The 24,295-nt window shown below is 65.3% G+C and carries 21 protein-coding genes and 1 pseudogene; 10 read left to right on the top strand and 12 right to left on the bottom strand.

The features are described 5' to 3' along the window. Window positions 1–88 precede the first annotated feature (88 nt). Genes AC1DW2_RS09380 through AC1DW2_RS09360 form a run of 5 tightly spaced genes read left to right on the top strand, consistent with a single transcriptional unit; the run spans window position 89 to window position 5,555 of the window. Complete coding sequence (locus tag AC1DW2_RS09380) at window positions 89–1,693, top strand: ABC transporter substrate-binding protein (protein WP_477005827.1); 1,605 nt, start codon at window positions 89–91, stop codon at window positions 1,691–1,693. A 17-nt stretch (window positions 1,694–1,710) separates the two neighbouring features. Beyond that, on the top strand, window positions 1,711–2,652 hold the full coding sequence (locus AC1DW2_RS09375) for an ABC transporter permease (protein ID WP_063984403.1): 942 nt from the start codon (window positions 1,711–1,713) through the stop codon (window positions 2,650–2,652). After that, a complete protein-coding gene (locus AC1DW2_RS09370) occupies window positions 2,649–3,572 on the top strand; it encodes an ABC transporter permease (RefSeq protein WP_477005826.1) in 924 nt (307 codons plus the stop codon). The genes AC1DW2_RS09375 and AC1DW2_RS09370 overlap by 4 nt, the downstream gene beginning before the upstream one ends. Before the next feature lie 19 nt (window positions 3,573–3,591). Further along, window positions 3,592–4,581, top strand: a complete 990-nt coding sequence (locus tag AC1DW2_RS09365; protein ID WP_028148435.1) for an ABC transporter ATP-binding protein — start codon at window positions 3,592–3,594, stop codon at window positions 4,579–4,581. Beyond that, complete coding sequence (locus AC1DW2_RS09360; protein WP_477005825.1) at window positions 4,578–5,555, top strand: ABC transporter ATP-binding protein; 978 nt, start codon at window positions 4,578–4,580, stop codon at window positions 5,553–5,555. The genes AC1DW2_RS09365 and AC1DW2_RS09360 overlap by 4 nt, the downstream gene beginning before the upstream one ends. A gap of 5 nt (window positions 5,556–5,560) precedes the next feature. On the opposite strand, the gene AC1DW2_RS09355 is transcribed toward AC1DW2_RS09360, so the two are convergent. The 11 genes from AC1DW2_RS09355 to AC1DW2_RS09305 form a co-directional block, all read right to left on the bottom strand. After that, entirely contained in the window at window positions 5,561–5,848 is a 288-nt protein-coding gene (locus AC1DW2_RS09355; RefSeq protein ID WP_477005824.1) for a YciI family protein, read from the bottom strand. 75 nt (window positions 5,849–5,923) lie between these two features. Continuing rightward, window positions 5,924–6,898, bottom strand: coding sequence for a sugar ABC transporter substrate-binding protein (locus AC1DW2_RS09350; protein ID WP_247308791.1), 975 nt, complete (start codon window positions 6,896–6,898; stop codon window positions 5,924–5,926). A gap of 42 nt (window positions 6,899–6,940) precedes the next feature. Then, complete coding sequence (locus AC1DW2_RS09345; RefSeq protein ID WP_477005823.1) at window positions 6,941–7,918, bottom strand: ABC transporter permease; 978 nt, start codon at window positions 7,916–7,918, stop codon at window positions 6,941–6,943. Continuing rightward, window positions 7,915–8,865, bottom strand: a complete 951-nt coding sequence (locus tag AC1DW2_RS09340; protein ID WP_063984397.1) for an ABC transporter permease — start codon at window positions 8,863–8,865, stop codon at window positions 7,915–7,917. Before AC1DW2_RS09340 ends, AC1DW2_RS09345 begins: the two co-directional genes overlap by 4 nt. Further along, the gene (locus tag AC1DW2_RS09335) at window positions 8,858–10,384 is read right to left on the bottom strand and encodes a sugar ABC transporter ATP-binding protein (RefSeq protein ID WP_477005822.1); all 1,527 of its coding nucleotides are present in this window, start codon (window positions 10,382–10,384) and stop codon (window positions 8,858–8,860) included. Before AC1DW2_RS09335 ends, AC1DW2_RS09340 begins: the two co-directional genes overlap by 8 nt. Further along, window positions 10,381–11,775, bottom strand: a complete 1,395-nt coding sequence (locus AC1DW2_RS09330; RefSeq protein ID WP_477005821.1) for an FAD-linked oxidase C-terminal domain-containing protein — start codon at window positions 11,773–11,775, stop codon at window positions 10,381–10,383. Before AC1DW2_RS09330 ends, AC1DW2_RS09335 begins: the two co-directional genes overlap by 4 nt. 59 nt (window positions 11,776–11,834) lie before the next feature. Next, window positions 11,835–12,719 carry an intradiol ring-cleavage dioxygenase gene (locus AC1DW2_RS09325; RefSeq protein WP_477005820.1) on the bottom strand — a complete coding sequence of 295 codons (885 nt, stop codon included), beginning with the start codon at window positions 12,717–12,719 and terminating at the stop codon, window positions 11,835–11,837. A 14-nt stretch (window positions 12,720–12,733) separates the two neighbouring features. Then, window positions 12,734–13,636 carry an NAD(P)-dependent oxidoreductase gene (locus AC1DW2_RS09320; protein WP_477005819.1) on the bottom strand — a complete coding sequence of 301 codons (903 nt, stop codon included), beginning with the start codon at window positions 13,634–13,636 and terminating at the stop codon, window positions 12,734–12,736. A 21-nt stretch (window positions 13,637–13,657) separates the two neighbouring features. Continuing rightward, window positions 13,658–15,031, bottom strand: a complete 1,374-nt coding sequence (locus AC1DW2_RS09315; RefSeq protein ID WP_477005818.1) for an amidohydrolase family protein — start codon at window positions 15,029–15,031, stop codon at window positions 13,658–13,660. Between the two features lie 4 nt (window positions 15,032–15,035). Beyond that, entirely contained in the window at window positions 15,036–16,115 is a 1,080-nt protein-coding gene (locus AC1DW2_RS09310) for a maleylacetate reductase (protein WP_166351720.1), read from the bottom strand. Then, window positions 16,112–16,435 carry a Dabb family protein gene (locus tag AC1DW2_RS09305; protein WP_477005817.1) on the bottom strand — a complete coding sequence of 108 codons (324 nt, stop codon included), beginning with the start codon at window positions 16,433–16,435 and terminating at the stop codon, window positions 16,112–16,114. The genes AC1DW2_RS09310 and AC1DW2_RS09305 overlap by 4 nt, the downstream gene beginning before the upstream one ends. Window positions 16,436–16,543: 108 nt before the next feature. Between AC1DW2_RS09305 and AC1DW2_RS09300 the strand changes: the two genes are divergently transcribed. From AC1DW2_RS09300 to AC1DW2_RS09280, 5 genes and pseudogenes are all read left to right on the top strand, one after another. Continuing rightward, window positions 16,544–17,467: a LysR family transcriptional regulator gene (locus AC1DW2_RS09300; RefSeq protein WP_071915418.1), complete on the top strand. Its 924-nt coding sequence runs from the start codon at window positions 16,544–16,546 to the stop codon at window positions 17,465–17,467. A gap of 13 nt (window positions 17,468–17,480) precedes the next feature. Then, a pseudogene (gene xylB, locus AC1DW2_RS09295) lies at window positions 17,481–18,919 on the top strand (xylulokinase). 130 nt (window positions 18,920–19,049) lie between these two features. Beyond that, window positions 19,050–20,573 (top strand): sugar ABC transporter ATP-binding protein, encoded by a 1,524-nt coding sequence (locus AC1DW2_RS09290; RefSeq protein WP_166097712.1) that lies wholly within the window; start codon window positions 19,050–19,052, stop codon window positions 20,571–20,573. Next, a complete protein-coding gene (locus AC1DW2_RS09285) occupies window positions 20,566–21,603 on the top strand; it encodes an ABC transporter permease subunit (protein WP_166097707.1) in 1,038 nt (345 codons plus the stop codon). Before AC1DW2_RS09290 ends, AC1DW2_RS09285 begins: the two co-directional genes overlap by 8 nt. Before the next feature lie 102 nt (window positions 21,604–21,705). Further along, window positions 21,706–22,653 carry an ABC transporter substrate-binding protein gene (locus AC1DW2_RS09280; protein WP_135215839.1) on the top strand — a complete coding sequence of 316 codons (948 nt, stop codon included), beginning with the start codon at window positions 21,706–21,708 and terminating at the stop codon, window positions 22,651–22,653. A gap of 79 nt (window positions 22,654–22,732) precedes the next feature. Here AC1DW2_RS09280 and AC1DW2_RS09275 read toward each other — a convergent pair whose 3' ends face one another. Then, complete coding sequence (locus tag AC1DW2_RS09275) at window positions 22,733–24,268, bottom strand: glucosamine inositolphosphorylceramide transferase family protein (RefSeq protein WP_477005816.1); 1,536 nt, start codon at window positions 24,266–24,268, stop codon at window positions 22,733–22,735. Window positions 24,269–24,295: the final 27 nt, after the last annotated feature.

Below are 24,295 nucleotides of genomic sequence, written 5' to 3'. Positions count from 1 at the left end.
TGGCATACCATTTGCACGCCAATGGGTTCTGGTTTCACCTGCCTTTGGCCAACGATGGCCGGCATCACGGCACAACTGGGAGGATTTCATGGATCGCAGGACCGTTTTGAAGGGACTGGCCGGCGCGGGCGGTCTGGCATTGTCGGGCGGCCTCTCGGCCCCGGCGATCGCACAAGGCGCCTCTGCGCGCACCCTGCGCTTCGTGCCGCAAGCCAACCTCGCCAATTTCGATCCGATCTGGGGCACGCAATATGTCGTGCGCAACGCGGCGGCGCTGGTCTGGGACACGCTCTACGGCGTCGATGCCAAGCTGCAGCCGCAGCGTCAGATGGTCGAGTCCGAGGAGACCACCGACGACGGCAAGACCTGGACCTTCAAGCTGCGCCCGGGTCTCAAGTTCCATGACGGCGAGCCGGTGCTGAGCAAGGATGTCGTCGCGAGCCTGTCGCGCTGGGCCGCGCGCGATCCCATGGGTCTGATGATCCTGGCTATTCAGCAGGAATTGACTCCGGTCGACGACCGCACCTTCAAGTGGGTCCTGAAGCAGCCTTTCCCGAAAATGCTGTACGCGTTGGCCAAGAACAACGCGCCGTGCTCCTTCATCATGCCCGAGCGCATCTCGAAGACCGATCCGTTCAAGCAGATCACCGAATATGTCGGCTCGGGTCCGATGAAGTTCGCCAAGAGCGAATGGGTGCCCGGCGCCAAGTCGGTGTTCGAGAAGTTCACCGACTACGTGCCGCGACAGGAGAAGGCGTCGTGGCTTGCCGGCGGCAAGAACATCCTGGTCGATCGCGTCGAGTGGCTGGTGATGCCGGATCCGGCCACCGCTGCCGCCGCCTTGCAGAACGGGGAGGTCGACTGGTGGGAGAACCCGATCTCCGATCTCGTGCCCGTGCTGAAGAAGAACAAGAACATCAGCGTCGATATCGGCGATCCCCTCGGCAATATCGGCTCCTTCCGCATGAACCATCTGCACCCACCCTTCAACAATGTGAAGGCGAGGCGCGCGGTGCTGATGGCGTTGAGCCAGGAAGACTATATGCGTGCGCTTGTCGGCGACGACGATACGTTGTGGAAGTCGCTGCCCGGCTTTTTTACGCCGGACACACCGCTCTACACCGAGTTGGGCGGCGAGATCCTGAAAGGAAAACGCGATTTCGATGCAGCCAAGAAGCTGCTCGCCGAGAGCGGCTATTCCGGCCAGCCGGTCACATGCGTGGTCGCGCAGGACCAGTCGATCACGAAGGCGCAGGGCGACGTCACCGCGGATCTGCTCAAGAAGCTCGGCATGAATGTCGATTTCGTCGCGACCGATTGGGGCACGGTGGGCGCGCGCCGCGCGATGAAGACACCGCCGGGGCAGGGCGGCTGGAATATGTTCCACAGCTGGCACGCCGGCGCCGATTGCATCAATCCGGCCGCCTACACCGCCATCCGCGCCAATGGCGACAAGGCCTGGTTCGGCTGGCCCAACAGCCCGAACACCGAGAAGGAGATCACGGCCTGGTTCGACGCCAAGAATCTCGAGGAGGAGAAGGCCGCGATCGGGCAGGTCAACAAGGCGGCGCTCGAGGATGTCGTCTACGCGCCGACCGGCTTCTTCCTGACCTACACGGCATGGCGCAAGAACGTCTCCGGCATCACCAAGGGGCCGCTGCCGTTCTTCTGGAACGTGTCGAAATCCGCATGATGGTACGCTGAAGCCAGATGCTCTCTTACATCCTCCGTCGTATCGTCTCGACCTTGCCGGTGATGGCAATCGTCGCGCTGTTCGTGTTCAGCCTGCTCTACATCGCGCCGGGTGATCCCGCCGTGGTGATCGCGGGCGACCAGGCGAGCCCGGAGGATGTGGAGCGCATTCGCCAGAGTCTGGGTCTCGACCGTCCTTTCCTGATCCAGTTCGGAAGCTGGGTCTGGCGCATTCTGCACGGCGATCTCGGCACCTCGATCTTCACCAACCTTCCGGTCTCGACGATGATCGGACAGCGTCTCGGGCCGACACTGTCGCTGATGATGGTCACGCTGCTACTCACCATCGTGGTCGCGGTGCCGCTTGGCGTCGTGGCCGCGTGGAAGGCGGGGAGCCTGATCGACCGCGTCATCATGGCATTCGCCGTGTTCGGCTTCTCGCTGCCCGTCTTCGTCGTCGGCTATATCCTCGCCTATGTCTTCGCACTCGAGCTCGAATGGCTTCCGGTGCAGGGCTATACGCCGCTCACGGAAGGCTTCTGGCCGTGGCTGCAAAACCTGATCCTGCCATCGATCGCGCTCGGCTGCGTCTACATCGCGCTGATCGCGCGCATCACGCGTGCCACCATGCTTGAAGTCTTGCAGCAGGACTATATCCGCACCGCGCGGGCCAAGGGCCTCGGGCAAGGCGGCATCCTCTTCGTTCACGCGCTGAAGAACGCCGCGGTGCCGATCGTCACGGTGATCGGGATCGGCATTGCACTCCTGATCGGCGGCGCCGTCGTCACGGAAAGCGTGTTCGCGATCCCCGGCCTCGGCCGGCTCACGATCGACGCGATCCTGCGCCGCGACTATCCCGTCATCCAGGGCATCGTGCTTCTCTTCAGCTTCGTCTACGTCCTCGTCAATCTGATGATCGACGTCATCTATACGCTCGTTGACCCGAGGATCCGCTATTGACCGATACGACCGTCAATCCGCAAGCGCTGCCGGCCGGCTTCGTTCTCGCGCCGCAACTGCCTGAAATCCTGCGGCCGGTTAGGATCCGGCGCGGTTTCCTGGGATTCTTGCGCGGCCATCCGACCGTCGCGATCGGCGGCGCACTGCTGCTGGCACTCGTCTTCATCGCGATCTTCGCGCCGTACCTCTGGACGGTCGACCCGACTGCGCTCGCGCCCGCCAAGCGCACGCGGGCTCCGTCGGCACTCTACTGGTTCGGCACCGATGTGCTTGGCCGCGACATCTATTCGCGCGTGCTATTCGGTGCGCGGGTCTCGCTCACGGTCGGCCTGTCAGTTGCGATCTTCGCCTCCGTGGCGGGTCTCGCCATCGGCATGGTCTCCGGTTTCGTCCGCTGGGCCGACGGCATTTTGATGCGCTTCATGGACGGTTTGATGTCGATCCCGCCAATTCTGCTCGCAATCGCGCTGATGGCGCTGACGCGCGGCAGTGTCGGCAACGTCATCCTGGCCATCACCATCGCCGAGATCCCGCGGGTTTCCCGTCTTGTCCGTAGTGTGGTGCTGTCGCTGCGCGAGCAGCCCTATGTGGACGCCGCGGTCGCCTGCGGCACGCGCACGCCGATGATCATCCTGCGCCACATCCTGCCCAACACGCTGGCGCCGATGCTGGTTCAGGCGACTTACATCTGCGCCAGCGCCATGATCACGGAGGCGATCCTGTCCTTCATCGGGGCGGGCACGCCGCCCACCATTCCGTCCTGGGGCAACATCATGGCGGAGGGGCGCGCGCTGTGGCAGGTCAAGCCCTACATCGTGTTCTTCCCGGCGGCGTTCCTCTCCGTCACCGTGCTCGCCGTGAACCTGCTCGGCGACGGCCTTCGCGATGCGCTCGATCCGCGCATGGCCAAGACCCTCTGATGTCGAGAGGCTGATCGCGATGGCTTTGCTCGAAGTCGAGAACCTCCAGACCCACTTTCGCACGCCCGGCGGCATCAACCGTGCGGTCGACGGCGTCTCCTTTCATGTCAACGAAGGCGAGACGCTCGCCATCGTCGGCGAATCCGGCTGCGGCAAGTCGGTGACCTCGATGTCGCTGATGCGGCTGATTCCGGAGCCGCCGGGCAGGATCGCAGGCGCTGTCCGCTTTGCGGGCAGGGACCTGCTGCAACTGTCCGATCGCGAGATGCGCGCCATCCGCGGCAACGACATCTCGATGATCTTTCAGGAGCCGATGACGAGCCTCAACCCGGTTCTGACGGTCGGCCGCCAGATCCGCGAGACGCTGATGATCCATCAGGGCCTCGACAAGCAGGCAGCCGAGGCGCATGCGATCGAGATGCTGACGCTGGTCGGCATTCCCGAGCCGAAGCGGCGCGTGCGCGAATACCCGCACCAGCTTTCCGGCGGCATGCGCCAGCGCGTGATGATCGCGATTGCGCTGGCCTGCAATCCAAAGCTCCTGATCGCGGACGAACCGACCACCGCGCTCGACGTCACCATCCAGGCGCAGATCCTGAAGCTGATGCTCGATCTCAAGCGCCGGGTCGGCGCGGCGATCATCCTGATCACCCACGATCTCGGCGTCGTCGCCGAGATCGCCGAGCGCGTCATGGTCATGTATGCCGGCCGCAAAGTCGAGGAGGCGCCCGTTGCCGAGCTGTTCCGCTCGCCGCGCCATCCCTATACGCAGGGCCTGCTCGGCGCCGTGCCGCGGCTCGGCTCCTCGCTAACAGGCACCGCGCGGCGGCTGGCCGAAATCCCGGGGCAGGTGCCTGATTTGCGCAAGCCCATCATCGGCTGCGTCTTCGCCGGCCGCTGCGCGCTCGCGACCGATCTCTGCCGCCAATATGCGCCGGGGCTCGAAGAGAAGGCGCCTCGCCACGTCGCCGCCTGCCACTACGCCGCCAAGGGGGCCATCGCGGCATGAGTCCTCCGCTGCTCCAGGTCAACGACCTCAAGAAGCATTTTCCGGTCAAAAAGGGCTTGTTCGGCCGCAAGTCCGAATATGTCTATGCCGTCGACGGTGTGTCCTTCGAGATCGCGAAGGGCGAAACGCTGTCGCTGGTCGGCGAGTCCGGCTGCGGCAAGTCCACGGTCGGCCGCGCCATCCTGCGGCTGTTCGACATCACGGCGGGCCAGGTGATCCTCGATGGCCAGCGCATCGACGACGCGCATCCAAGCACGATGCGCCAGATGCGCCGCCGCGTGCAGGTGGTGTTCCAGGATCCGTTCTCGAGCCTCAATCCGCGCATGCGGGTGCGCGACATCCTGGCCGAGCCGATCCGCAATTTTGGCCTCGCCAAATCCGCCGCCGATCTCGAAACCCGTGTGACGGCGCTGATGGACACCGTGCGGCTGCCGCGCGAGGCGCTCAACCGCAGGCCGCACGAATTCTCCGGCGGCCAGCGTCAGCGCATCGGTATCGCGCGGGCGCTCGCAGCCGAGCCCGAGCTGATCGTCTGCGACGAGGCGGTCTCGGCGCTCGACGTCTCGGTCAAGGCGCAGATCGTCAATCTCTTGCAGGACCTGCAGCGCGAGTTCGGCCTGGCGCTGCTGTTCATCAGCCATGACCTCGCCATCGTCGAGCACATGACCCATCGTGTCGCGGTGATGTATCTCGGCAAGATCGTCGAAGTGGCGCCGCGCCGCGAGATTTTTGCCGCGCCAAGGCATCCCTACACCAAGGCGTTGCTCTCCGCGGTCCCGTTGCCCGAGCCCGGCGCCCAGCGCAATCCCATCATCCTCAAGGGGGACGTGCCGAGCCCGATCAACCCGCCGAGCGGGTGCCGCTTCCACACCCGTTGCCCATACGTCTTCGATCGCTGCCGGTCGGAGGAGCCGACGCTGCGCTCGACCGGACCCGAGCAATGGGTGGCTTGTCACCTCGAAGAGGCGCCGTAGTCCCCTCAGCCCTGGCGGCGCAGGAAGCCTGTGATCGTGACTTTCTCCCAGATGCCGGCTGCGGTGAAGGGATCGGCGTGGTTGAAGGCTTCGACCTCGGCGCGGCCGGGCGCCTCGATCAGGAACAGGCTGCCGATCATGGTCGCGCCGTCGTCGGAGACCAGCGGCCCCGACATCACGATCTTGACGCCGAAGCGCGAGGTGTCGCTCAGGAAGGCCTTGTGAGCGTCGTAATTGGCGAGCCGGGTCGGCAGCGCACCGGCACGGTCGATGGCGTGAATGGCGAACAGCATGGTGTCTCCGTTTCTTGGCGTCGTTCTTGGGACGGCCGCTAGAGCGGCCGTCCGGACTTGACGTTATTGGTTAGTCTACTTGGCGCCGAGCTTGCCGGCGTCCTCGAAGGTCGGGCAGGTCCGCTGCTCCAACGGCACGTCGAACGGCTGGTAATTGTCCTTGGTGATGACGGTCGGCTTCAGCACGATCTCGGCGATAACAGGCTGGTTACGCAAGCTGCGGATCGCCATCATGGTGCCGAGGCACCCTTGCGCAAATCCGTTGTAGTCGCCGCTCGCAAGCAGCTTGCCGGACTTGATCGCGTCGATCGCCTCCTTGGTGCCGTTGATGCCGATCACCTGGGCCTTGCGGTTCGCGCCGTCGAGCGCCTCGATCGCGCCGACCGCCATGGCGTCGTTGGCCGCCAGCACGCCGTCGATCTGCGGGTTCGACTGCATCAGGTTCTCCATGACCTGGAGCGCCTGCAGCCGCTGGTAGTTGCCGGGCTGCGAGGCCAGCAGCTTGGCGCCCGAATTCTCCTTCAGCGCGTCGTTGAAGCCGCGGACGCGATCGACATTGGTCAGCGAGCCCTTGACGCCCTCGATGATGACGATGTTGCCCTTGCCGCCCAAAGTCTTGAGCAGGAAACGCGCGGTTTCCAGTCCGAGGCTGTAATCATCGGCGCCGACGAAGGAGAGGAACTTGCCGCCGGCGGAGCGGTCGGTGATGTTGACGACGGGGATTTTCGCCTCGTTGATCTTCTCGACGCCCGGCACCATCGCCTTGTAGTCGACCGGCGTGAACACGATCGCGCTCGGCTTCTTCACCACGACGTCCTCGATCTGGCTGAGCTGCTCGGGGATCGAGTCCGGCTTGGTCGGGATGTACTGCAGCGTCTTCGCGTTCAGCGCTTTCGCCATGTTGTCGGCACCGACCCGCACCGTCTGGAAAAACGGATTGGTCTGGTTCTTGGTGAACACGGCGATGGTCTCGCCGTCGGCGCGCGCTTGCGTGGTGAACGCGGCTGCCATCAGCAGCGGCAGCGCCAAATAACCCAGTGTCTGTTTCATGTTGCCTCCATCCCTCATTTTGCTTGTTGGATTTCTAAGAGCTCATTGCGCGCGGYGGCGGGTCTTCATGTCGAGCCAGACCGCGAGAATGACGATGATGCCGGTGACGAGCGGCTGCCAGTTGGCGCTGACCGACAAGAGGTTCATGCCGTTCAGCACCAGCGTCAGGATCAGCGCGCCGATGAAGGTGCCGAACACGGTGCCAACCCCTCCGAACAGCGAGGTGCCGCCGATCAGCACGGCTGCGATCGCGGGCAGCGTCAGGCTTTCGCCGATATCGGCTTCGGCCGAATTGAGCCGCGACAGGAAGATGATCGAGGCCAGTCCTGCCATGGTGCCGGAGACGGCGTAGACCAGCAGCAGGCGCCGTGCGACCGGAATGCCGGAGAGGCGGGCGGCGACCGGATTGGCGCCGATCGCATAGATCTCCTGGCCCCAGATCGTTCGCTGCGCAAACAGCGTTCCGATCCCGAGGAACACCAGCAGCAGATAGACCGGGATGGGCAGGCCGAACAGATAGCCGCTGCCGATCTGGCGGAAGCCTGCCGGGAAGCCGTGCAGGGTTTCGCCCGCCATGTACCAGTAGGTGAGGCCGTTCAGCACCCAGAGCATGCCATAGGTGGCGATGAAGGAGGGGATGCGCAGTGCGGTGACCATGATACCGTTGAGCAGGCCAACGATGCCGCCACAGGCGAGCCCGGTGAGGATGCCGAGCGCCGGCGAGCCGGTCTTGTGGATCACGGTGCCAGCGATACAGGCGGACAGCGCGACATTGGCGCCGACGGAGAGATCGAGGCCGGCGGTGAGCACGACCAGCGTCAGGCCGGACGCGATGAAGAAGGTCAGGCTCGCTTGTCTCAGCACGTTGAGGATATTGCCGAGGCTCAGGAAGGAATCGCTGAGCACGGCGAGCACCGCGCAGATCAGCAGCGCCGCGAGCAGGCGATAGAACACCTGGATCGCATCCTGCGACAGGAACGAGCGGGGCGGCGAGAGGGCCTCTTTGGAGATGTCGGTCATGCGCGGCTCCGGAGGCCGTCGAGGAAGAGGGCGACGATGACGAGGACGCCGACGCTTGCGACCTGCACCGAAGAGGGCATCGAGATCAGGTTGAGCCCATTGCGAAGCACGCCGACCGCGATCACGCCGAGCAACGTGCCGAGCAGCCAGCCATTGCCGCGCTCGAACGAGGTACCGCCGACCGCGACCGCGGCGATGGCGTCGAATTCGAGACCGAGGCCGGCGGTCGGGTGGCCGGAATTCATGCGCGCGGTCATCAGCAGGCCGGCAATGCCGGCCATGGCGCCGCCGATCGCGTAGACCGCGATCAGCAGCTTGTTCGGCGAGAGGCCGGCATAGCGCAGCGCTTCGCGGTTGCCGCCGAGCGCGAAGATGTAGGTGCCGAAGCGGGTGTGGTAGAGCAGTCCGTGGAAGGCCGCATAGGTCACCAGCGCCATCACGATGGGCACGGGCACGCCGAGAAGCGTCGCCGAATAGATGTCGCGCACGCTGTGGGGGATGCCGACCACGCTCTGGCCGTCGCTGACGATCAGCGACAGGCCCTGCGCCATGCCGAGCGTGCCCAGCGTCGCGACGAAGGGCGGAATGCCGACGATGGCGACCAGCCAGCCGTTGGCGAAGCCGAAGGCTGCGCCGACGAGCAGCCCGGCGCCGAGGCCCAGCAACATCGACTTGGTCGCGAGCGACACGATGGCGACGCAGAGCGAGGTCAGCGTCAGCACCGCGCCCATCGACAGGTCCAGCCCCTCGGTCATGATGATCAAGGTCATCGGCAGCGCCAGCATGGTCAGGATGGTCGACTGCACCAGCACGTTGGAGAGGTTGGCGACCGACAGGAAGCCGGGCGCGATCGCGCTGAACAGGGCGATCAGCAGCACCAAGACGATGGCAACGCCGGGAATGCGTTGCAGCGGATTGGGTTGAGAGACGACCGCGGCTTCACGCATGATGCATCCCCAGTCGCACGATGTTCTCCTCGGTCAGTTCGCTGCGGGTCAGGTGTCCGGCGATGCGGCCCTCCCGCATCACATAGGCACGGTCGCAGACATGGCAGATCTCGACCTGCTCGGACGAGATCATCAAGGCCGCCGCGCCTTCGGCGACCAGCCGGTCGATCAGCGCAAAGATCTCGGATTTGGCGCCGATGTCGATGCCCCGCGTCGGCTCGTCGAAGATGAAGAGCTTTGAGCCGGCCGCCAGCCACTTGCCGATCACGACCTTCTGCTGGTTGCCGCCCGAGAGCAGGCCGACAATCTGGCGCGCGCTTGGCGTTGCGATGCGGAGCTGCCGGATCAGGCCGTCGGACGTGCGCTGCGCGCTGCGCTGGTCGAACAGGCCGCTCGGGAACAGTTTTCGCAGCGCGGACACCACCAGATTGTCGCTCACGGACCGCAGCAGGGCGAGGCCCTCGCTCTTGCGGCTCTCCGGGATCAGCGCGATGCCGCGGCGGGCGGCAAGGTCAGGCTCGCCGGAGATGGCCTTGCCGTCGAAAATGATCTCGCCTGACGTCACAGCATCGGCGCCGAAGATGGCGCGGGCGACCTCGCTGCGGCCGGAACCGACCAGGCCGCACAGGCCGACGATCTCGCCCCGGCGCACCTCGATGTTGATATCGGAGATGCCGCTCGATGCGCTCAGGCCCTTGACCTCGAGCAGCAGTTCACCGGGCTTGTCCGCGAAGTTGCGCGGGTAGGTCATGTCGACGTTGCGGCCGACCATCATGCGGACGAGCTGGTCCGGCGTGACGTCGGCGGGGCGAACGCCGTCGATGCGGCGGCCGTCGCGCATCACCGTGATGCGGTCGCCGAGCGCGAACACCTCGGCCATGCGGTGAGAGATATAGACGATGGATACGCCGTCGGCCTTCAGCCGCGCGATCAGAGCAAACAGCAGCTCGGTCTCGCGGTCGGACAGCGCCGCCGTCGGCTCGTCCATGACCAGGATGCGCGCGTTCTGGCTGATCGCCTTTGCGATCTCGACCATCTGCTGCTGCGCCACCCCTAACTTGTCGACGGTGGTGGAGGGATCGATGTCGAACCCGATCGTGCCGAGCACGCACCTGGCGTCGGCCAGGATCTTGCGGCGGTCGATCGTGCCGGGAATGCGGCCCTTCGGCTCGCGGCCGAGGAAGATGTTCTGGGCGATATCGAGATGGGGGACCAGCGAGAATTCCTGGAAGATCACGGCAATGCCGAGCTTCTGCGCGTCCGCGGTCGAAGAGATCGCGACCTTGTCGCCCTTGTAATAGAACTCGCCGGCGTCGGCGCGGTAGGCGCCGCACAGCACCTTCATCAGGCTCGACTTGCCGGCGCCGTTCTCCCCCAAAAGCATATGGACTTCGCCGGGGAAGACGGCAAAGGAAACATCATCCAGCGCCTTGACGCCGGGAAACTCCTTGCTGATGCCGCGCAGCTCCAGCAGAGGTGCGGGTGAGGCGGGCTCGATGGCCAATGCGGCGCTGCTCATGCGTGCACTCCGCTCGCAAAGATCTTTCCGGGGTTCATCAGTCCATCAGGATCGAGCGCGGTCTTGATCGACCGCATCACATCGACGGCCTCGCCGAGTTCATCGGCGAGATAATCGATCTTGCCGAGCCCGATGCCGTGCTCGCCGGTGCAGGTGCCGTCCATGGCGATCGCGCGGGCGACCATGCGGGCCTGAAGTGCCTTGGCGCCCTCGGCCTCATCCGGCTTGGCCGGGTCGATCAGGATCAGCATATGGAAATTGCCGTCGCCGACATGGCCGACGATCGGGGCGGTAAAACCGTGCTCGTCGGCGTCGCGTCTGGTCTCGGTCAGGCATTCCGCCAGCCGCGAGATCGGCACGCAGACATCGGTGATCACGGCGCGCGCGCCGGGCCGCAAGCCCAGGCCCGCATAAAGCGTGTTGTCGCGGGCGTGCCAGAGCCGGCTGCGGTCTTCCTGCGCTTTGGCCCAAGCAAAACCATGGCCGCCATGGTCGGCCGCGATCGCCTGCGCGGCTTCGGCCTGCTCGGCCACGGAAGTCTCGGAGCCGTGGAATTCGAAGAACAAAGTGGGGGCTTCGCGATAGCCAAGCTTCGCGTAGGCATTGATGCCGCTCATCATGACGTCGTCGAGCAGCTCGATGCGTGCCACGGGGATCGCGGACTGGATCACGGAGATCGCAGTGTTCACGGCATCGTGCAGGGTATCGAAGCTGCAGACCGCAGCGGAGATCGCCTGCGGCACGGGATGCACCTTCAATGTGACTTCGGTGATGACGCCAAGCGTGCCTTCCGCGCCGACGAACATACGCGTCAGGTCATAGCCGGCGGCCGATTTGCGCGCGCGCCTGGCGGTCCGGATCACGCGCCCGTCGGCCAGCACCACCTCCAGCGCGATGACATTGTCCTTCATGGTGCCGTAGCGCACCGCCATGGTGCCGGACGCGCGCGTGGAGGTCATGCCGCCGATCGAGGCGTCGGCGCCGGGATCGATCGGAAAGAAAAGTCCGGTGCCGCGCAGCTCGGCATTGAGCTGTTTGCGCGTGATGCCGGGCTGCACGACGACATCCATGTCGCTCTCATGCACCGTCAGCACCTTGTTCATGCGCGCGAAGTCGAAGCAGACGCCGCCCGCGACCGCGGCCGCATTGCCTTCGAGCGAGGTGCCCGCGCCGAACGGAACGATCGGCATGCCCGCGCTGGCGCAGAGCTTTACGATCTCCGCGACCTCCTGTGTGGTTTCCGGGAAGACGACGATGTCGGGCGGTAAATTTCGATAGTGCGATTCGCTCTGCCCGTGCTGATCGAGCACGCCGCGCGCAACGCTCGCGCGCGGGCCGATCATGCCGGTGAGGCGATCGGCCAATATGCTCGTGCTGACCCGCGGTCCCATCCTCAGCTCCCGTCTGCTCCCTGTCGTCGGACTCTTGTTCGGTCCGCCGTCGCTCAAGCTTAGGCGGCTCTCGCGTTGCTCGCGACCCGCTTCAGGCCGAAATCGTAATTGAGGTGGAAATAGTCGCGCTCCACCATGCGACCATCCGGCGCACGGCCGGCAGGATGACCAGTGAATTCGCGGATCAGGCTGTCCTTGACGCCGAACACCACGTCAGAGTCGAGATATTTGTCGCCGGCGACGAACACATGGGTCACCAGCTGCTCGAAGCCGGGCGCCGAGATCATGAAATGGACATGCGCGGGGCGCCAGGGATGGCGGCCCTGCACCTCCAGCATCTCGCCGACAGGGCCGTCATGCGGGATCGGATACGCCGCCGGCTTGATCGACCAGAAATGGAAACGGCCATTGGCGTCGGTATGAAAGCGCGCGCGCATCGCGAGATTGCCGATGTCGTCGAGCTGCTGCACGTCGTAATAGCCGTCGTCGTCGGAATGCCAGACGTCGACGATGGCGCCCGCAAACGGTTGTCCGTCGACGGTCGAGACCGAGCCTGTGACCAGCATCGGATCGCCTTCCATCGGGCCGGAGATATCGGCGCCGTTGTCCTTCTCCGGCGCAGCCTGGACGAAGAACGGGCCGAGCACCGTCGTCTCGGTCGCGCCTTCCGGCACGGGATGGTTGATCGCGTCGACCAGCATGGAGACGCCGAGCGTGTCGGACAGCAGGATGAACTCCTGGCGCTTGTCGTCGCACATGTGCCCGGTGCGGGTCAGGAAATCGATGCCGTATTCCCATTCCGTCTGGGTCGGCCGGACCTCGCGGACGAAGGCATGAAGGTGGCGCACCAGCGCTTCGCTGACTTCCTTGATGCGCGGATCGGTCGCGTCCTTGATCCGCTCCAGCACCGCGTCCGTGATCGTGGTCTCGTTGAAGTTACGCATCGGTGTCTCCGCGATCAGAGTTTCGGTTCGCCAAGCCCGGACAGACGTTCCAGGTGCTTGACGGTCGCGATGAAGTCGGTGTCGCCGTCGCCCTGCGCAACCAGCGAGCCATAGGTCTCACGCACCTGCGCTGCGAGCTGCAGCGGCACGCCGACGGCGTGGCCGGCACCCAAGATGAGATCGAGATCCTTGGCCATCTGCTTGCACGAGAAGGTGGACTCGAAATCGCGCGTCCGCAGCGGCGCGGTCTTGTACTTCACCATCGGCGAGGCGACCGCGCTATCGTCGAGCACCTTCAAAATGTCCTGCCAGGCGATGCCGCCCTTGCGCGCCAGCGCCAGGCTCTCGGCCATCATCGCCGCCGACACAGCGATCATCAGATTGACGGAAAGCTTTGCGTAGCGGGCTTCCTCGGCCGGCCCGAGATAGGTCTGGGCGCGGGTGAAGGCGGCGAACAGCGTCTTGGCGTTTTCGAAGGCATCCTTCGGCCCGGAGACGAAGCAGGTCAGGGCACCCGTATGAACGATGCTGGCATTGCCGGAGACCGGCGAACGCAGATAGGCAATGCCGCGCGCCTGTGCAGCGGCCGCAACTTCGGTGGAGGCCTCGACGCTCACGGTGCTGGTTTCGATCAGAACAGATCCAGCAGCCATCGCGGCGATCAGACCAGCGGGGCCGAGCAGCGCGCCGCGCAAGGCAGCGTCATCCGGCAGGGATGTGATGATCGCGGCCTTGCCGTTCACGGCCTCGGCCGGCGAAGCGGCAATCGAAATGCCTTGCGCACTCGCCTCGTTGATCCGGGCTGCGCTCTGATCGAACGCGGTCACGGCATAGCCGGCTTTGGCGACGAGCGCCGACATCGGCAGGCCCATCTTGCCGATCCCGATGAAAGCGACATTCCTTGAAGCGTCAGTCATTGATCTCATCCATTGGCGCCTTCAGGCGGCGCGTCCCTGTCGTTCGATGTCCTGCACCAGCCGCCGGCCGGATTGCGCCAGCAGCTCTTTCTTTGCTTCCAATCCCTCGACCAACAGCTGGCCGTTCCGCTTCTTCCAGACGCCGCCGATCATGACCGCCTCGATATTGGCGAGGCTCGTCTGCATCACGACGGTCGCGACGGGATCGTGTACCGGGTGGAGGTTAAGATCGGTCGCGTTGATGATGACGAGGTCGGCAAGCTTGCCCGGTGTCAGCGAGCCGATCTGGCCCTCGCGGCCGAGCATGCGGGCGCCTTCGGTCGTGATCCAGCGCAGCGCTTCGCGGACGGGGATCGTGGTGGTCGCCGGAATGGTGCCGCTCACTTGACGCGACTCCGCATTGTCGAGCGCCCGCTGCATCGACAGCGCGACGCGGGCGACGGAGAAGAGATCGCCGGCCAGCACGGATTCCAGGTCGATCCCGATGGTCGGGCGCACGCCGCGCTTGAGCAGCCGTCCAGTGATCGGAAAACCGTGGCCCTGGATCATCTCGTTCTCGGGCGTCACCGAGAAGGAGACGCCGAGATCGACCATCTTGTCGAGGAGATCGTCGGGCAGGTCGTTGCCATGGACGATGTTGATGCCGGCGCCGACGAGACCGGCCTCGATCAGCTTCTCCCAGCCGCCGGGCGTCTTGGCCGGACCGCCGCCCTGATGCATCGATGCGATCAGGTTGAGCTCGCGCGCCAGGCGGAAATCATGCATCGCGACGTCGAGCGTCGAATAATGCGGGCCGAGAATGGCAAGCCCGAGCGTGACGAGGCCGTCGCGATCGGCGAGGGGACCTGCCAGCAGCCGCTCGACTTCGCGGCGCGGATGCGGAATCTCGGAGAAATGCGGCTCGCCGGGCTTCGGCTCCGGCTTGGGCGAGCCGTGGAAGAAGGCGGCGCGGATGCCACTCTCGAGCAGGCCACGCACGGCAGCGTCGGTATGGTCGGGCGTTGGATTGTTGTGGCACCAATCGACCAGCGTGGTGGTGCCGCAATTGATCTGGTTCAGCGCACCGACGAGGGTCGCAATGTAGATGTCGTCGGGCCGGAACACGATCGCGAGCCCGGCATGCATGCGACGGAAATATTCCAGCAGCGTCCAATTGGCGGCATAACCGCGCAACGCGGTTTGCCAGGTGTGCATATGCGCGTTGATCAGGCCGGGGATGACGATCCGGCCGTTGCCGTCCACGATCTCGGTTTCGGAAGCGCCGCTGCCGAGGTCGATCGATGGGCGCACGTCGACGATACGGCTGCCCTCGACCAGCACATCGCCGGTGCTGAGGTCGCCAATCGCGTCATCCATGCTGATGATGACCGCGGATTTGATCAGCGTGCGCCGCATCGCTTCAGGCCGCCGCTTTGATGGTAACAGGCGGCTCGCCGGCCCAGGCGCGGGCGATCAACTCGCGGATCGCATTGCGCTCAAGCGGGCGCGGATTCCAGTAGGCGTTGGTGACGGCGAGATCGGCGGCCTTGTCGATGCCGCTTTCGGGCATGCCGATGTCGCGCAAGGCCAGCTTCGCACCCAGCCGCTTCGCGAGCTCGTAGAGCCCTTGGGACGCATCGGCCCCGCCGATCGCGCGCGAGATCCGCGCCATGGCATCGGGCACCGCCGGTGCGTTGTAGGCCAGCGCATGCGGCAGCACGATGGTGTGGGTTTCGGCGTGCGGCAGATCGAAGGTGCCGCCGAGCGTGTGGCAGAGCTTGTGATGCAGCGCCATGCCGACGGTGCCGAGGCAGACGCCGCACAGCCAGGCGCCGTAGAGTGCTTCGGTGCGCGCCTCGCGGTCATCGCTTTTGGCCGCAATGGCGGGGAGGGCGCGAGCGATCGCGCGGATGCCTTCCTCCGCCATCAGCGATGTCACGGGATTGGTGTCGCGCGCATAGAGCGCCTCCACGGCATGTGCGATCGCGTTGATGCCGGATGTTGCAGCCAGGCTCGCCGGCAGCGTCAGGGTGAGGTCGACATCGTAGATCACGGTCTCGGGCAGCACGGCTGCGTCGCGCACCGTGGTCTTCAAGCCGTTCTCGGTCTGGCCGACGATCGGCGTCATCTCTGAGCCGGCATAGGTGGTGGGAATGCAGAGCTGGTTGACGCCGGTGCGCAAGGCCAGCGCCTTGCCAAGGCCGGTGGTCGAGCCGCCGCCGAGCGAGACGACGCAATCGGCCTCGCATGCCTTCATCGCCGCGAGCGCGCGCTCCGTGACCTCGACCGGGGTGTGCATGGTCGCGCCGGGAAAGATGCCGGCGTAGAGCGGGCCGAGTGCGGCCCCCAGGCTCTTGCCTTGCGCCTCCTGCTGCGGCGTCGTCAGCACCAGCGCGCGCTTGCCGCCGAGCCGCTCGACCTCGGCTTTGGCCGAGGCCAGCGTTCCGCTGCCGAACACGACGCGGCAGGGCAGGTTTTCAAAGGTGAACGAACCGATCATGCGCCGGTCTCTTTGATGGGATAATCGACCTGGAAGCGTCCGATCCGCAAGTCGCCCAGCGCCTCGCGGACGCGCAAATGTTCGGGGTGGGTGGCATAGGCGGCGAGTGCGGCCTGGTCGGCAAACTCGGAGAAGAGAACGACGTCGCAGGCGTAATCGACATCGCTCACGTCGACGCCGACCTCGATATGGATGAGGCCCTCAATCCGGCCCCGCAGTCCCTCGAACAGGGTCTTGACCTTGGAACGGGCCGCGGAGCGCTCCGCGGGCGTCTCCCCGCGCAGCCGCCACATCACGATGTGCCTGATCGGGCCCGACATTTCCCTGTTTCCTCGCCTGCTATCTTGCTTGTGTTCTGGCCATTTTGACTTGCGGGATGTGGAAATAAAGGTCAATATTTGTAAGTCTCTTTTTCTAAAAGTGGAAAAATGGATCGTCTGCTGCAATTGGAGGTGTTCTCCAAGACGGCCGAGCTCGGCAGCCTGTCAAAAGCCGCCGAGGCCTTGCGCATGTCGAATGCGGCGGCGAGCCGCCATCTCAGCGCGCTCGAGGAGCGCCTTGCGGTCAGGCTGATCGAGCGCAACACACGCAGGCTGTGGCTGACGGAGGCGGGGCAGGAGCTGCTGGAGCGCTCCAGCCGGGTGCTGAGCGAACTGGCGGAGGCCGAGGACATCGTCAGCGATCGCGCGCTGTCGCCGCAGGGTACGCTGCGGGTCACGAGTTCGCTGTCCTTTGCGGTGATCTATCTGGCGCCGATGCTGCCTTCCTTCCGTGCGCGCTATCCGAAGCTCAACATGCAGATCACGACCGCCAACCGCTATCCCGATTTCATCGAGGCCGGCATCGACGTCGCGATCCGGACGCGCGAGCAGGAGCCGGATTCGAACATCATCGTCCGCCGCATCGGCCAGATGCGGCGCGTGCTCGCCGCMGCGCCCTCCTATCTCGCAAGCGCCGGCGAGCCGGAGCAGCCCGCCGATCTCGCGCGTCACAACATGCTGGTCTACAATCTCGCGAACGATCCCTATTCGCTGCGCCTGCGCAAAAGCCATGGCGCGCAGACCGTCCGTATCACGCCGACGCTCGACAGCAATGACGGCCAGGTCATTCGCGGCGCGGCGCTGGCGGGGCTCGGTATCCTCATCCAGCCGCTCTACATCGTTCAAAGCGACATCGCGGCGGGCCGTCTCGTCCCGGTGCTGGTGGATTGGGAGCTGCCGCTGCTCACCATGAACATCGCATACCAGAACCGCGCCGGGCTGCCCGCCAAGATCAGGGCCTTTTCCGACTTTCTCGTCACCCACATCCGCGAGCATTCGGAGCCGGGAATCTGGATGGACGCGACGAAGTGAGCGGGTAGCAGCCATGTATCTCGGCATCGATCTCGGCACCTCGGCGGTCAAGACCGTTCTCGTCGACGGCGCCCAGCGCGTGATTGCAAGCGAGAGCCGGCCGTTGACGACCGCCTCGCCGCTATCCGGCTATTTCGAGCAGGACCCCGCGCAGTGGATCGATGCAACCTTCGCCACGCTGGATGCCTTGAAGGCGACGCATGCCGGCGCGTTGGCGGCAGTCGAAGGCATTGGACTGTCCGGCCAGATGCATGGCGCCACGCTGCTCGATGCGAGCTCGAGACCGTTGCGGCCCTGCATCCTCTGGAACGACGGGCGCTCCGCCGCCGAGTGTCGTATCCTGGAACGACGCTGGCCCGACTTGCGGGTGACGTCGGGCAACAAGGCGATGCCGGGATTCACCGCGCCGAAGCTGCTCTGGATCGCGACGCATGAGCCCGAAATCTTTGCGACGACGAAACTCGTGCTGCTGCCAAAGGCCTATCTGCGCCTGGTGCTGAGCGGCGAGGCCATCGAGGACGTCTCGGATGCATCGGGATCACTGTGGCTCGACGCCGCGCGCCGGGACTGGTCGGACGCAGCACTGGCAGCGACCGGCCTGTCGCGCGATCACATGCCGCGTCTGGTCGAGGGATGCGCGCCCGCGACCACGCTGCGCGGCGAGCTGGCGCGGCGCTGGGGCATGACCGGACAGCCGGTGATCGCGGGCGGTGCCGGCGACAATCCGGCAGGCGCCGTCGGCATCGGCGCGATCCGGCCGGGAACCGCGTTCGTGTCGCTGGGAACCTCGGGTGCCTTGTTGGCACCGATATCGCCGCCAACCCGGACCGCGCGGTGCACACGTTCTGCCATGCCATTCCCGGCATGTGGATTCAGGCCGGCGCGATCCTCTCGGCCGCCTCCTGCCTGGCCTGGATCGCGCGCCTGTTCGGCGCCACCGAGGCCGAGTTGCTGGCGCTGCTTGGATTGCGCCCGCAGGCGCCGTCGCCTGTGAGCTTCCTGCCTTATCTGGCGGGTGAGCGGACACCGCACGACGATCCCGCCGTGCGAGGCATGCTGGATGGTTTGAGCCATGGCACCGATCGCGGCTCGATCGTGCAGGCGGTGCTCGAGGGCGTTGCCTTCGCGCTTGCCGATTGCCGCGACGCGCTCGCGGATGCCGGCATTGCGATGACGGAAGCCGACGCCATTGGCGGTGGTTCACGGTCCGGGTTCTGGCTCTCGGTGCTGGCAAACGTGCTGAATGTTCCGGTCCATCGTTTTGCCGGAGGCGAGACCGGCGCGGCGTTCGGTGCGGCGAGATTGGGGCGGCTTGCTGTCACCGGTGAGGCGATCGCCGCCGTATGCACGCGGCCGCAGCGCATCGAGACGTTCGAACCCGACGCAAGACTGGTCGATGCCTATGCCGAGCGGCTTCCCGCCTGGCGCGAACTGTATCGGCCGCGCCACTAGCATTGCCTCGACGTTGCATTCCCGTGTGTTCGGTATTGCTCTGTGCCGCGGCCTTTTGTTTAATGCGTGAACCGCGCTGACAAAATCATTGAGACGCGGGTAGGAAACGCATTGTGCGTCGGGAGGCACGATGAACGATCCGATCCTCGAGATGCGTGGGGTCTCAAAATCCTTCTTTGGCATCAAGGCGCTGCGTTCCGTCGATCTCACCGTCTATGCCGGCGAAATTCATGCCCTGATGGGTGAGAACGGCGCCGGAAAGTCGACCTTGATGAAGATCTTGTCCGGCGCCTACAGGCCCGATCCCGGCGGCGAGATCCGGATCGAAGGAAGCCCGGTACGGATCGAAGGTCCGCTCGGCGGCCGCGCGGCGGGCATCTCCATCATCTACCAGGAGCTGTCGTTGGCTCCCAATCTCAGTGTCGCCGAGAATATCTATCTCGGCCGGGAGCTGTCGCGAGCAGGCTTGCTGGCACGCGGCGCCATGCGCGAGGGCGTCGGCCCCATCCTGAAACGGCTGGGCGCTGACTTCCTGCCGTCGACGCTGGTGGCGCACCTTTCCATGGGCCAGCGGCAACTGGTCGAGATCGCGCGTGCGCTGCACGTCAGATCAAAAATCCTGATCATGGATGAGCCGACCACCGCGTTGTCGGCCGGCGAGAGCGCGCGGCTGTTCGCGCTGATCCGCCAGCTTCGCGCCGAGGGGCTTGCCATCATCTACATCTCGCATCGCATGGACGAGGTCTACGCGCTCGGCGACCGCGTCACCGTGCTGCGCGACGGCCGGCTGGTCGGGGCGCTCGACAGGCAGGACATCCGCGCCGACACCATCGTTCGGCTGATGGTCGGGCGTGACGTCTCCTCGTTCTACAAGAAGGATCATGATCCGGAGGCGGGGCGGGGGCATCCCGTGCTCGCAGCGATCGACATGGCCGATGGCCGGCGCGTCAAGGGCTGCTCGCTGACCGTGCATGCGGGCGAGGTGGTCGGCCTCGCCGGCCTGATCGGCGCGGGTCGCACCGAGCTTGCGCATCTCATCATTGGCGCGGCGCCCAGGACCTCCGGCCGTGTCGAGCTGGAAGGACGCCCGGTCGACATCCGCACGCCGGGTGAGGCGCTCGACATCGGCGTCGCCTATCTGACCGAGGACCGCAAGGCGCTCGGCCTGTTCCTGGACATGTCGTGCCTGGACAACATCAACCTCGCGGTGCTCGGCCGGGATGCCCGGATCGGTTACATCCTCGATCGCGACAAGGCCCGCGACCGCGCCAACAGGGCGTTCGCGGCGCTCGGCATTCGTGCCGCCGACATCAACGTCACCGTCGGCGCATTGTCCGGCGGCAACCAGCAGAAGGTGCTGCTGTCGCGCCTGCTTGCGACCACGCCAAAGGTCCTGATCCTCGATGAGCCGACCCGCGGCGTGGATGTCGGCGCCAAGTCCGAGATCTATTCGATCATCGACAATCTCGCCAAATCCGGCACCGCGATCCTCGTCATCTCGTCCGATCTGCCCGAGATCATCGGCATCTGCGACCGCGTCGTCGTCATGCGGGCGGGGCATATCGCCGGTGAAATCGAGCGTGGCGCGACGTCGCCTCTGAACCAGGAAGACATCATGGCGCTCGCCACGGGGATGGAGCAACTCGATGCATGACGGCTCTCCAAAGACGGACACCGCCGCCGCCGCGGGCCTCGCGGCCGCGCAGGAGACGAAGCGTCAGCGCGTAAGGCTTCTGATCCGCGCCGCCGGCATGCTGCCGGTGTTGTTGATCTTGTGCGGCGGCTTCCATTTTCTGTCGGAGGGCCGCTTCTTCACCGGACAAAACCTCGGCATCGTGTTGCAGCAGGCCGCAGTGAACACCGTGCTCGCCGCAGGCATGACCTTCGTCATCCTCACCGGCGGCATCGACCTCTCGGTCGGCTCGATCCTGGCGGCGTCCGCGATGGCCGGGTTGACGCTCTCCAAGCTGCCGGAGCTCGGGATGCTGTGGCTGCCGGCCGCGCTGCTCACCGGCCTCGGCTTCGGCGTCATCAACGGCGCGCTGATTGCACTCCTCCGCCTGCCGCCTTTCATCGTCACGCTCGGCTCTCTCACCGCCGTACGCGGCCTGGCGCGACTGCTCGGGGCCGACACCACCGTCTTCAATCCTTCCATTCCCTACGCCTTCATCGGCAATGGCTCGCTGACGCTCGTTCCCGGCGTCGCGTCGATCCCGTGGCTCTCGGTGATCGCCTTGCTCGTCATCCTCGTCTCGTGGCTGGTGCTGCGCCGGACGGTGCTCGGCGTGCACATCTATGCGGTGGGCGGCAATGAAAGCGCGGCGCGGCTTGCCGGCATCAAGGTCTGGGCCGTGCTGATCTTCGTCTACGGCATCTCGGGACTCTTCGCCGGGCTCGGCGGCGCCATGCAGGCGGCGCGGCTCTATGCGGCCAACGGTCTCCAGCTCGGTCAGTCCTACGAGCTCGATGCGATCACCGCGGTGATCCTGGGCGGCACCTCGTTCGTCGGCGGCATCGGCTCGATCTGGGGCACGCTGGTCGGCGCGCTGATCATCGCCGTTCTGTCGAACGGCCTGATCCTCGTCGGCGTCTCGGACATCTGGCAATATGTGATCAAGGGCCTGGTGATCATCGGCGCCGTGGCGCTGGACCGCTACCGCCTGCAGGGCTCCGCCAGAACCTGAAAGGGTTCGGCGCGCACCTGAGTGCGCATGGTGTGATGCGAGGTTCCGCTGCGGCAACTGGTCTGCCGTGCCGGATAAGAATACAGACCAGGGAGGAAGCCAATGTTGAAGACGATCACGCTCGCCGGCGCCGCGATGGCGCTTGCCCTAAGCACCGCGCCATCCTTCGCCAAGGAACTCAAGTCGATCGGCGTCTCGCTGGGGTCGATGGGCAATCCGTTCTTCGTCGCGCTGTCGAAGGGCGCCGAGTTCGAGGCCAGGAAGACCAATCCCAATGTGAAGATCACGACGGTCGGCTTCGAATACGACCTCGGCAAGCAGGTCACCCAGATCGACAATTTCATTGCCGCCGGCGTCGACCTGATCCTGTTGAATCCCGGCGATCCCAAGGCGATCGGGCCGGCGATCAAGAAGGCGCAGGCGGCGGGCATCGTGGTCGTCGCGGTCGACACCGCGGCCGAAGGCGCCGACGCCACCATAACCACGAACAACGTGCAGGCCGGCGAGATCTCATGCCAGTACATCGTCGACAAGCTGGGGGGCAAGGGCGACGTCATCATCGAGAACGGGCCTCAGGTCTCGGCCGTGATCGACCGCGTCGTCGGCTGCAAGAACGTTCTCTCGAAGAATCCCGGGATCAAGGTGTTGTCCAGCGACCAGGACGGCAAAGGCTCGCGTGAAGGCGGTCTCACCATCGCGCAGGGCTATCTGACGCGCTTTTCCAAGATCGACGCCATCTTCGCCATCAACGATCCGCAGGCGATCGGCACCGATCTCGCGGCGCGCCAGCAAGGCCGCAGCGGCATTGTCATCACCGCGGTCGATGGCGCGCCCGACATCGAGGCCGCGCTGAAGGATCCGGCGGCGCCGCAGGTCCAGGCGTCCGCTTCGCAGGACCCGTTCTTCATGGCGCGGCGCGCGGTGCAGGTGGGCGTCGGCATTCTCAATGGCCAGAAGCCGGCCTCGACCGTCGAGCTCCTGCCCTCGAAGCTCGTGACCAGGGACAACGTCGCCGAGTACAAGGGCTGGACCTCGGATCGTTCTCAGTAGAACGCCGCCTCCCGCGGGAGCGGTCGAAACACGAGATGACGGGCGGCGTTGTGATCCACGCCGTCCGTCGTGCCACGCGTTAGCAGGCGGTGTGGGGACTGGTTCGCGGCGACAAGACGACCGATGGAAATTTGCTCGCGAAGGTGCGGGTCTTGGGTTGAACACGCGATCCGTCGATCACCTCGAGCCGGCCGCAGCGGTTCAGCGTGTGCAGCTTTCTGCCGGGCCATGCCGGTCCGGGTCTGAGGGAGTGGCGCACGACCTGCTTGAACGTCGTCGGAGACAGTTCGACCACTTCCGCGAGGCCGAGCGCGGCGCCATATCCGTCGGCGCAATCCTGCACCGGCCGCCACAATTTGCCATCGATGGTGACGAAATTCCCCGCGGGTCGCGCGCTTGCGCGATCGATCAGGACCGGGTTGCTGGCATGGGGCAACCAGGGGCCGAGCAGGTGCTCGGCGTAATAGATCGCAAGCGAATCCGAATAGCCGCCGGTTCCGTCTCGCCAGGCTCCGAACAAATAGTTCAGACCGTTGTGCTGCGTGATGGTCACATCGGCCAGTTCGAGGCCTGACAGCAGCGTGGCGTGTCGCTCCCATTTGTCCGGAAACCGAATGCATTTGTAGAGCGCGACGTCCCCGTGGAGCGAGCTCTCCGGGATCATCCACAACTCGCCATTGTCCTCGATCAGGAACGGATAGGACAGGTGCCAGGGTTCCTCCAGCACGGGCACGACCTCGCCGACCGGGCCGGCGTCGCCGAACTCGACCGCCGAAATGATGCCTTTTCCAACCCGATGATCGAGATCTTCGAAGTAGACGAATGTTCGTCCCTGCCATGTGATCGGGAAGGGATCGGCGTAGAAATGGTTTCCGGGATCGGCGAGAACGTTCCAGCCAGGCCCGGAGAGATCTCCCGTCTGCCACACACCCGCGCCATCATTGAAGCGCCATCCGACATGCCAATGCGGGGCATAGCAGCAGAGGCGGTAGATCTCCTTGGCGATCGACACGGCGAGGCCGCGCACGACATAGGCCGCAGGCCGCCGGCCGTTGCCGGCTCGGGCCTGGCGTGCCAGCTGCGGCACGATACGCGGCCGTCCCGACAGGATGGCCGCCACCATGGTCAGGGTTCGCGCCATGACCGTTTCGAGCCCACCGCTCAAACCGGCCGCGATCTCTGCGGAGGGATGGCCGCGATCGAGCACCGCACCGTCGACCTCGTTGACGATCTCGATGACGGGCAGGTCGCCGGCGAGAATCGCCGCGAGTGCCGCGTTTTCACCTGCAGTTCCGTTGAACAACGGGCGGAGATACAGCCGGGCCGAACAGTCCGGATCGCGCGCGGCGCTCGTGAAATCGACGATCACATCGGCCGTGCCGGTGCGGGCCTGCGTCTGTTCCGGATCGATCTTCAGCCCGTCGGCGCCGCTGTGCCTGCCTTTACGCAGCATCACGCGCTCCAGCTCGAACAGGGCGTCGAGCCCCGCGGGCCGTGGCTCCGCCGTTGCAGTCAACGCGATTTGAACCGGAACGTCCCGGCCGTCGATCGACAGCGTCTGGCGGTGCATCCACCGCCGCGCATGGTCACGTTCGCAGCGAAACTCGATGATCATGTCGAGCCAACCTATTCCAACGCATCG

The organism is Bradyrhizobium sp. P3_C3, from assembly GCF_056402655.1.
This window is presented reverse-complemented; position numbering and strand designations above follow the sequence as displayed.

Bases quoted from the DNA above. Each gene is read 5' to 3' on its own strand.
- AC1DW2_RS09310 (WP_166351720.1), bottom strand. From the start codon at position 16,115: ATGATCGGTTCGTTCACCTTTGAAAACCTGCCCTGCCGCGTCGTGTTC.
- AC1DW2_RS09280 (WP_135215839.1), top strand. From the start codon at position 21,706: ATGTTGAAGACGATCACGCTCGCCGGCGCCGCGATGGCGCTTGCCCTA.
- AC1DW2_RS09320 (WP_477005819.1), bottom strand. From the start codon at position 13,636: ATGACTGACGCTTCAAGGAATGTCGCTTTCATCGGGATCGGCAAGATG.
- AC1DW2_RS09290 (WP_166097712.1), top strand. From the start codon at position 19,050: ATGAACGATCCGATCCTCGAGATGCGTGGGGTCTCAAAATCCTTCTTT.
- AC1DW2_RS09335 (WP_477005822.1), bottom strand. From the start codon at position 10,384: ATGAGCAGCGCCGCATTGGCCATCGAGCCCGCCTCACCCGCACCTCTG.
- AC1DW2_RS09325 (WP_477005820.1), bottom strand. From the start codon at position 12,719: ATGCGTAACTTCAACGAGACCACGATCACGGACGCGGTGCTGGAGCGG.
- AC1DW2_RS09340 (WP_063984397.1), bottom strand. From the start codon at position 8,865: ATGCGTGAAGCCGCGGTCGTCTCTCAACCCAATCCGCTGCAACGCATT.
- AC1DW2_RS09285 (WP_166097707.1), top strand. From the start codon at position 20,566: ATGCATGACGGCTCTCCAAAGACGGACACCGCCGCCGCCGCGGGCCTC.
- AC1DW2_RS09350 (WP_247308791.1), bottom strand. From the start codon at position 6,898: ATGAAACAGACACTGGGTTATTTGGCGCTGCCGCTGCTGATGGCAGCC.
- AC1DW2_RS09275 (WP_477005816.1), bottom strand. From the start codon at position 24,268: ATGATCATCGAGTTTCGCTGCGAACGTGACCATGCGCGGCGGTGGATG.
- AC1DW2_RS09330 (WP_477005821.1), bottom strand. From the start codon at position 11,775: ATGGGACCGCGGGTCAGCACGAGCATATTGGCCGATCGCCTCACCGGC.
- AC1DW2_RS09375 (WP_063984403.1), top strand. From the start codon at position 1,711: ATGCTCTCTTACATCCTCCGTCGTATCGTCTCGACCTTGCCGGTGATG.
- AC1DW2_RS09360 (WP_477005825.1), top strand. From the start codon at position 4,578: ATGAGTCCTCCGCTGCTCCAGGTCAACGACCTCAAGAAGCATTTTCCG.
- AC1DW2_RS09380 (WP_477005827.1), top strand. From the start codon at position 89: ATGGATCGCAGGACCGTTTTGAAGGGACTGGCCGGCGCGGGCGGTCTG.
- AC1DW2_RS09305 (WP_477005817.1), bottom strand. From the start codon at position 16,435: ATGTCGGGCCCGATCAGGCACATCGTGATGTGGCGGCTGCGCGGGGAG.
- AC1DW2_RS09315 (WP_477005818.1), bottom strand. From the start codon at position 15,031: ATGCGGCGCACGCTGATCAAATCCGCGGTCATCATCAGCATGGATGAC.
- AC1DW2_RS09365 (WP_028148435.1), top strand. From the start codon at position 3,592: ATGGCTTTGCTCGAAGTCGAGAACCTCCAGACCCACTTTCGCACGCCC.
- AC1DW2_RS09355 (WP_477005824.1), bottom strand. From the start codon at position 5,848: ATGCTGTTCGCCATTCACGCCATCGACCGTGCCGGTGCGCTGCCGACC.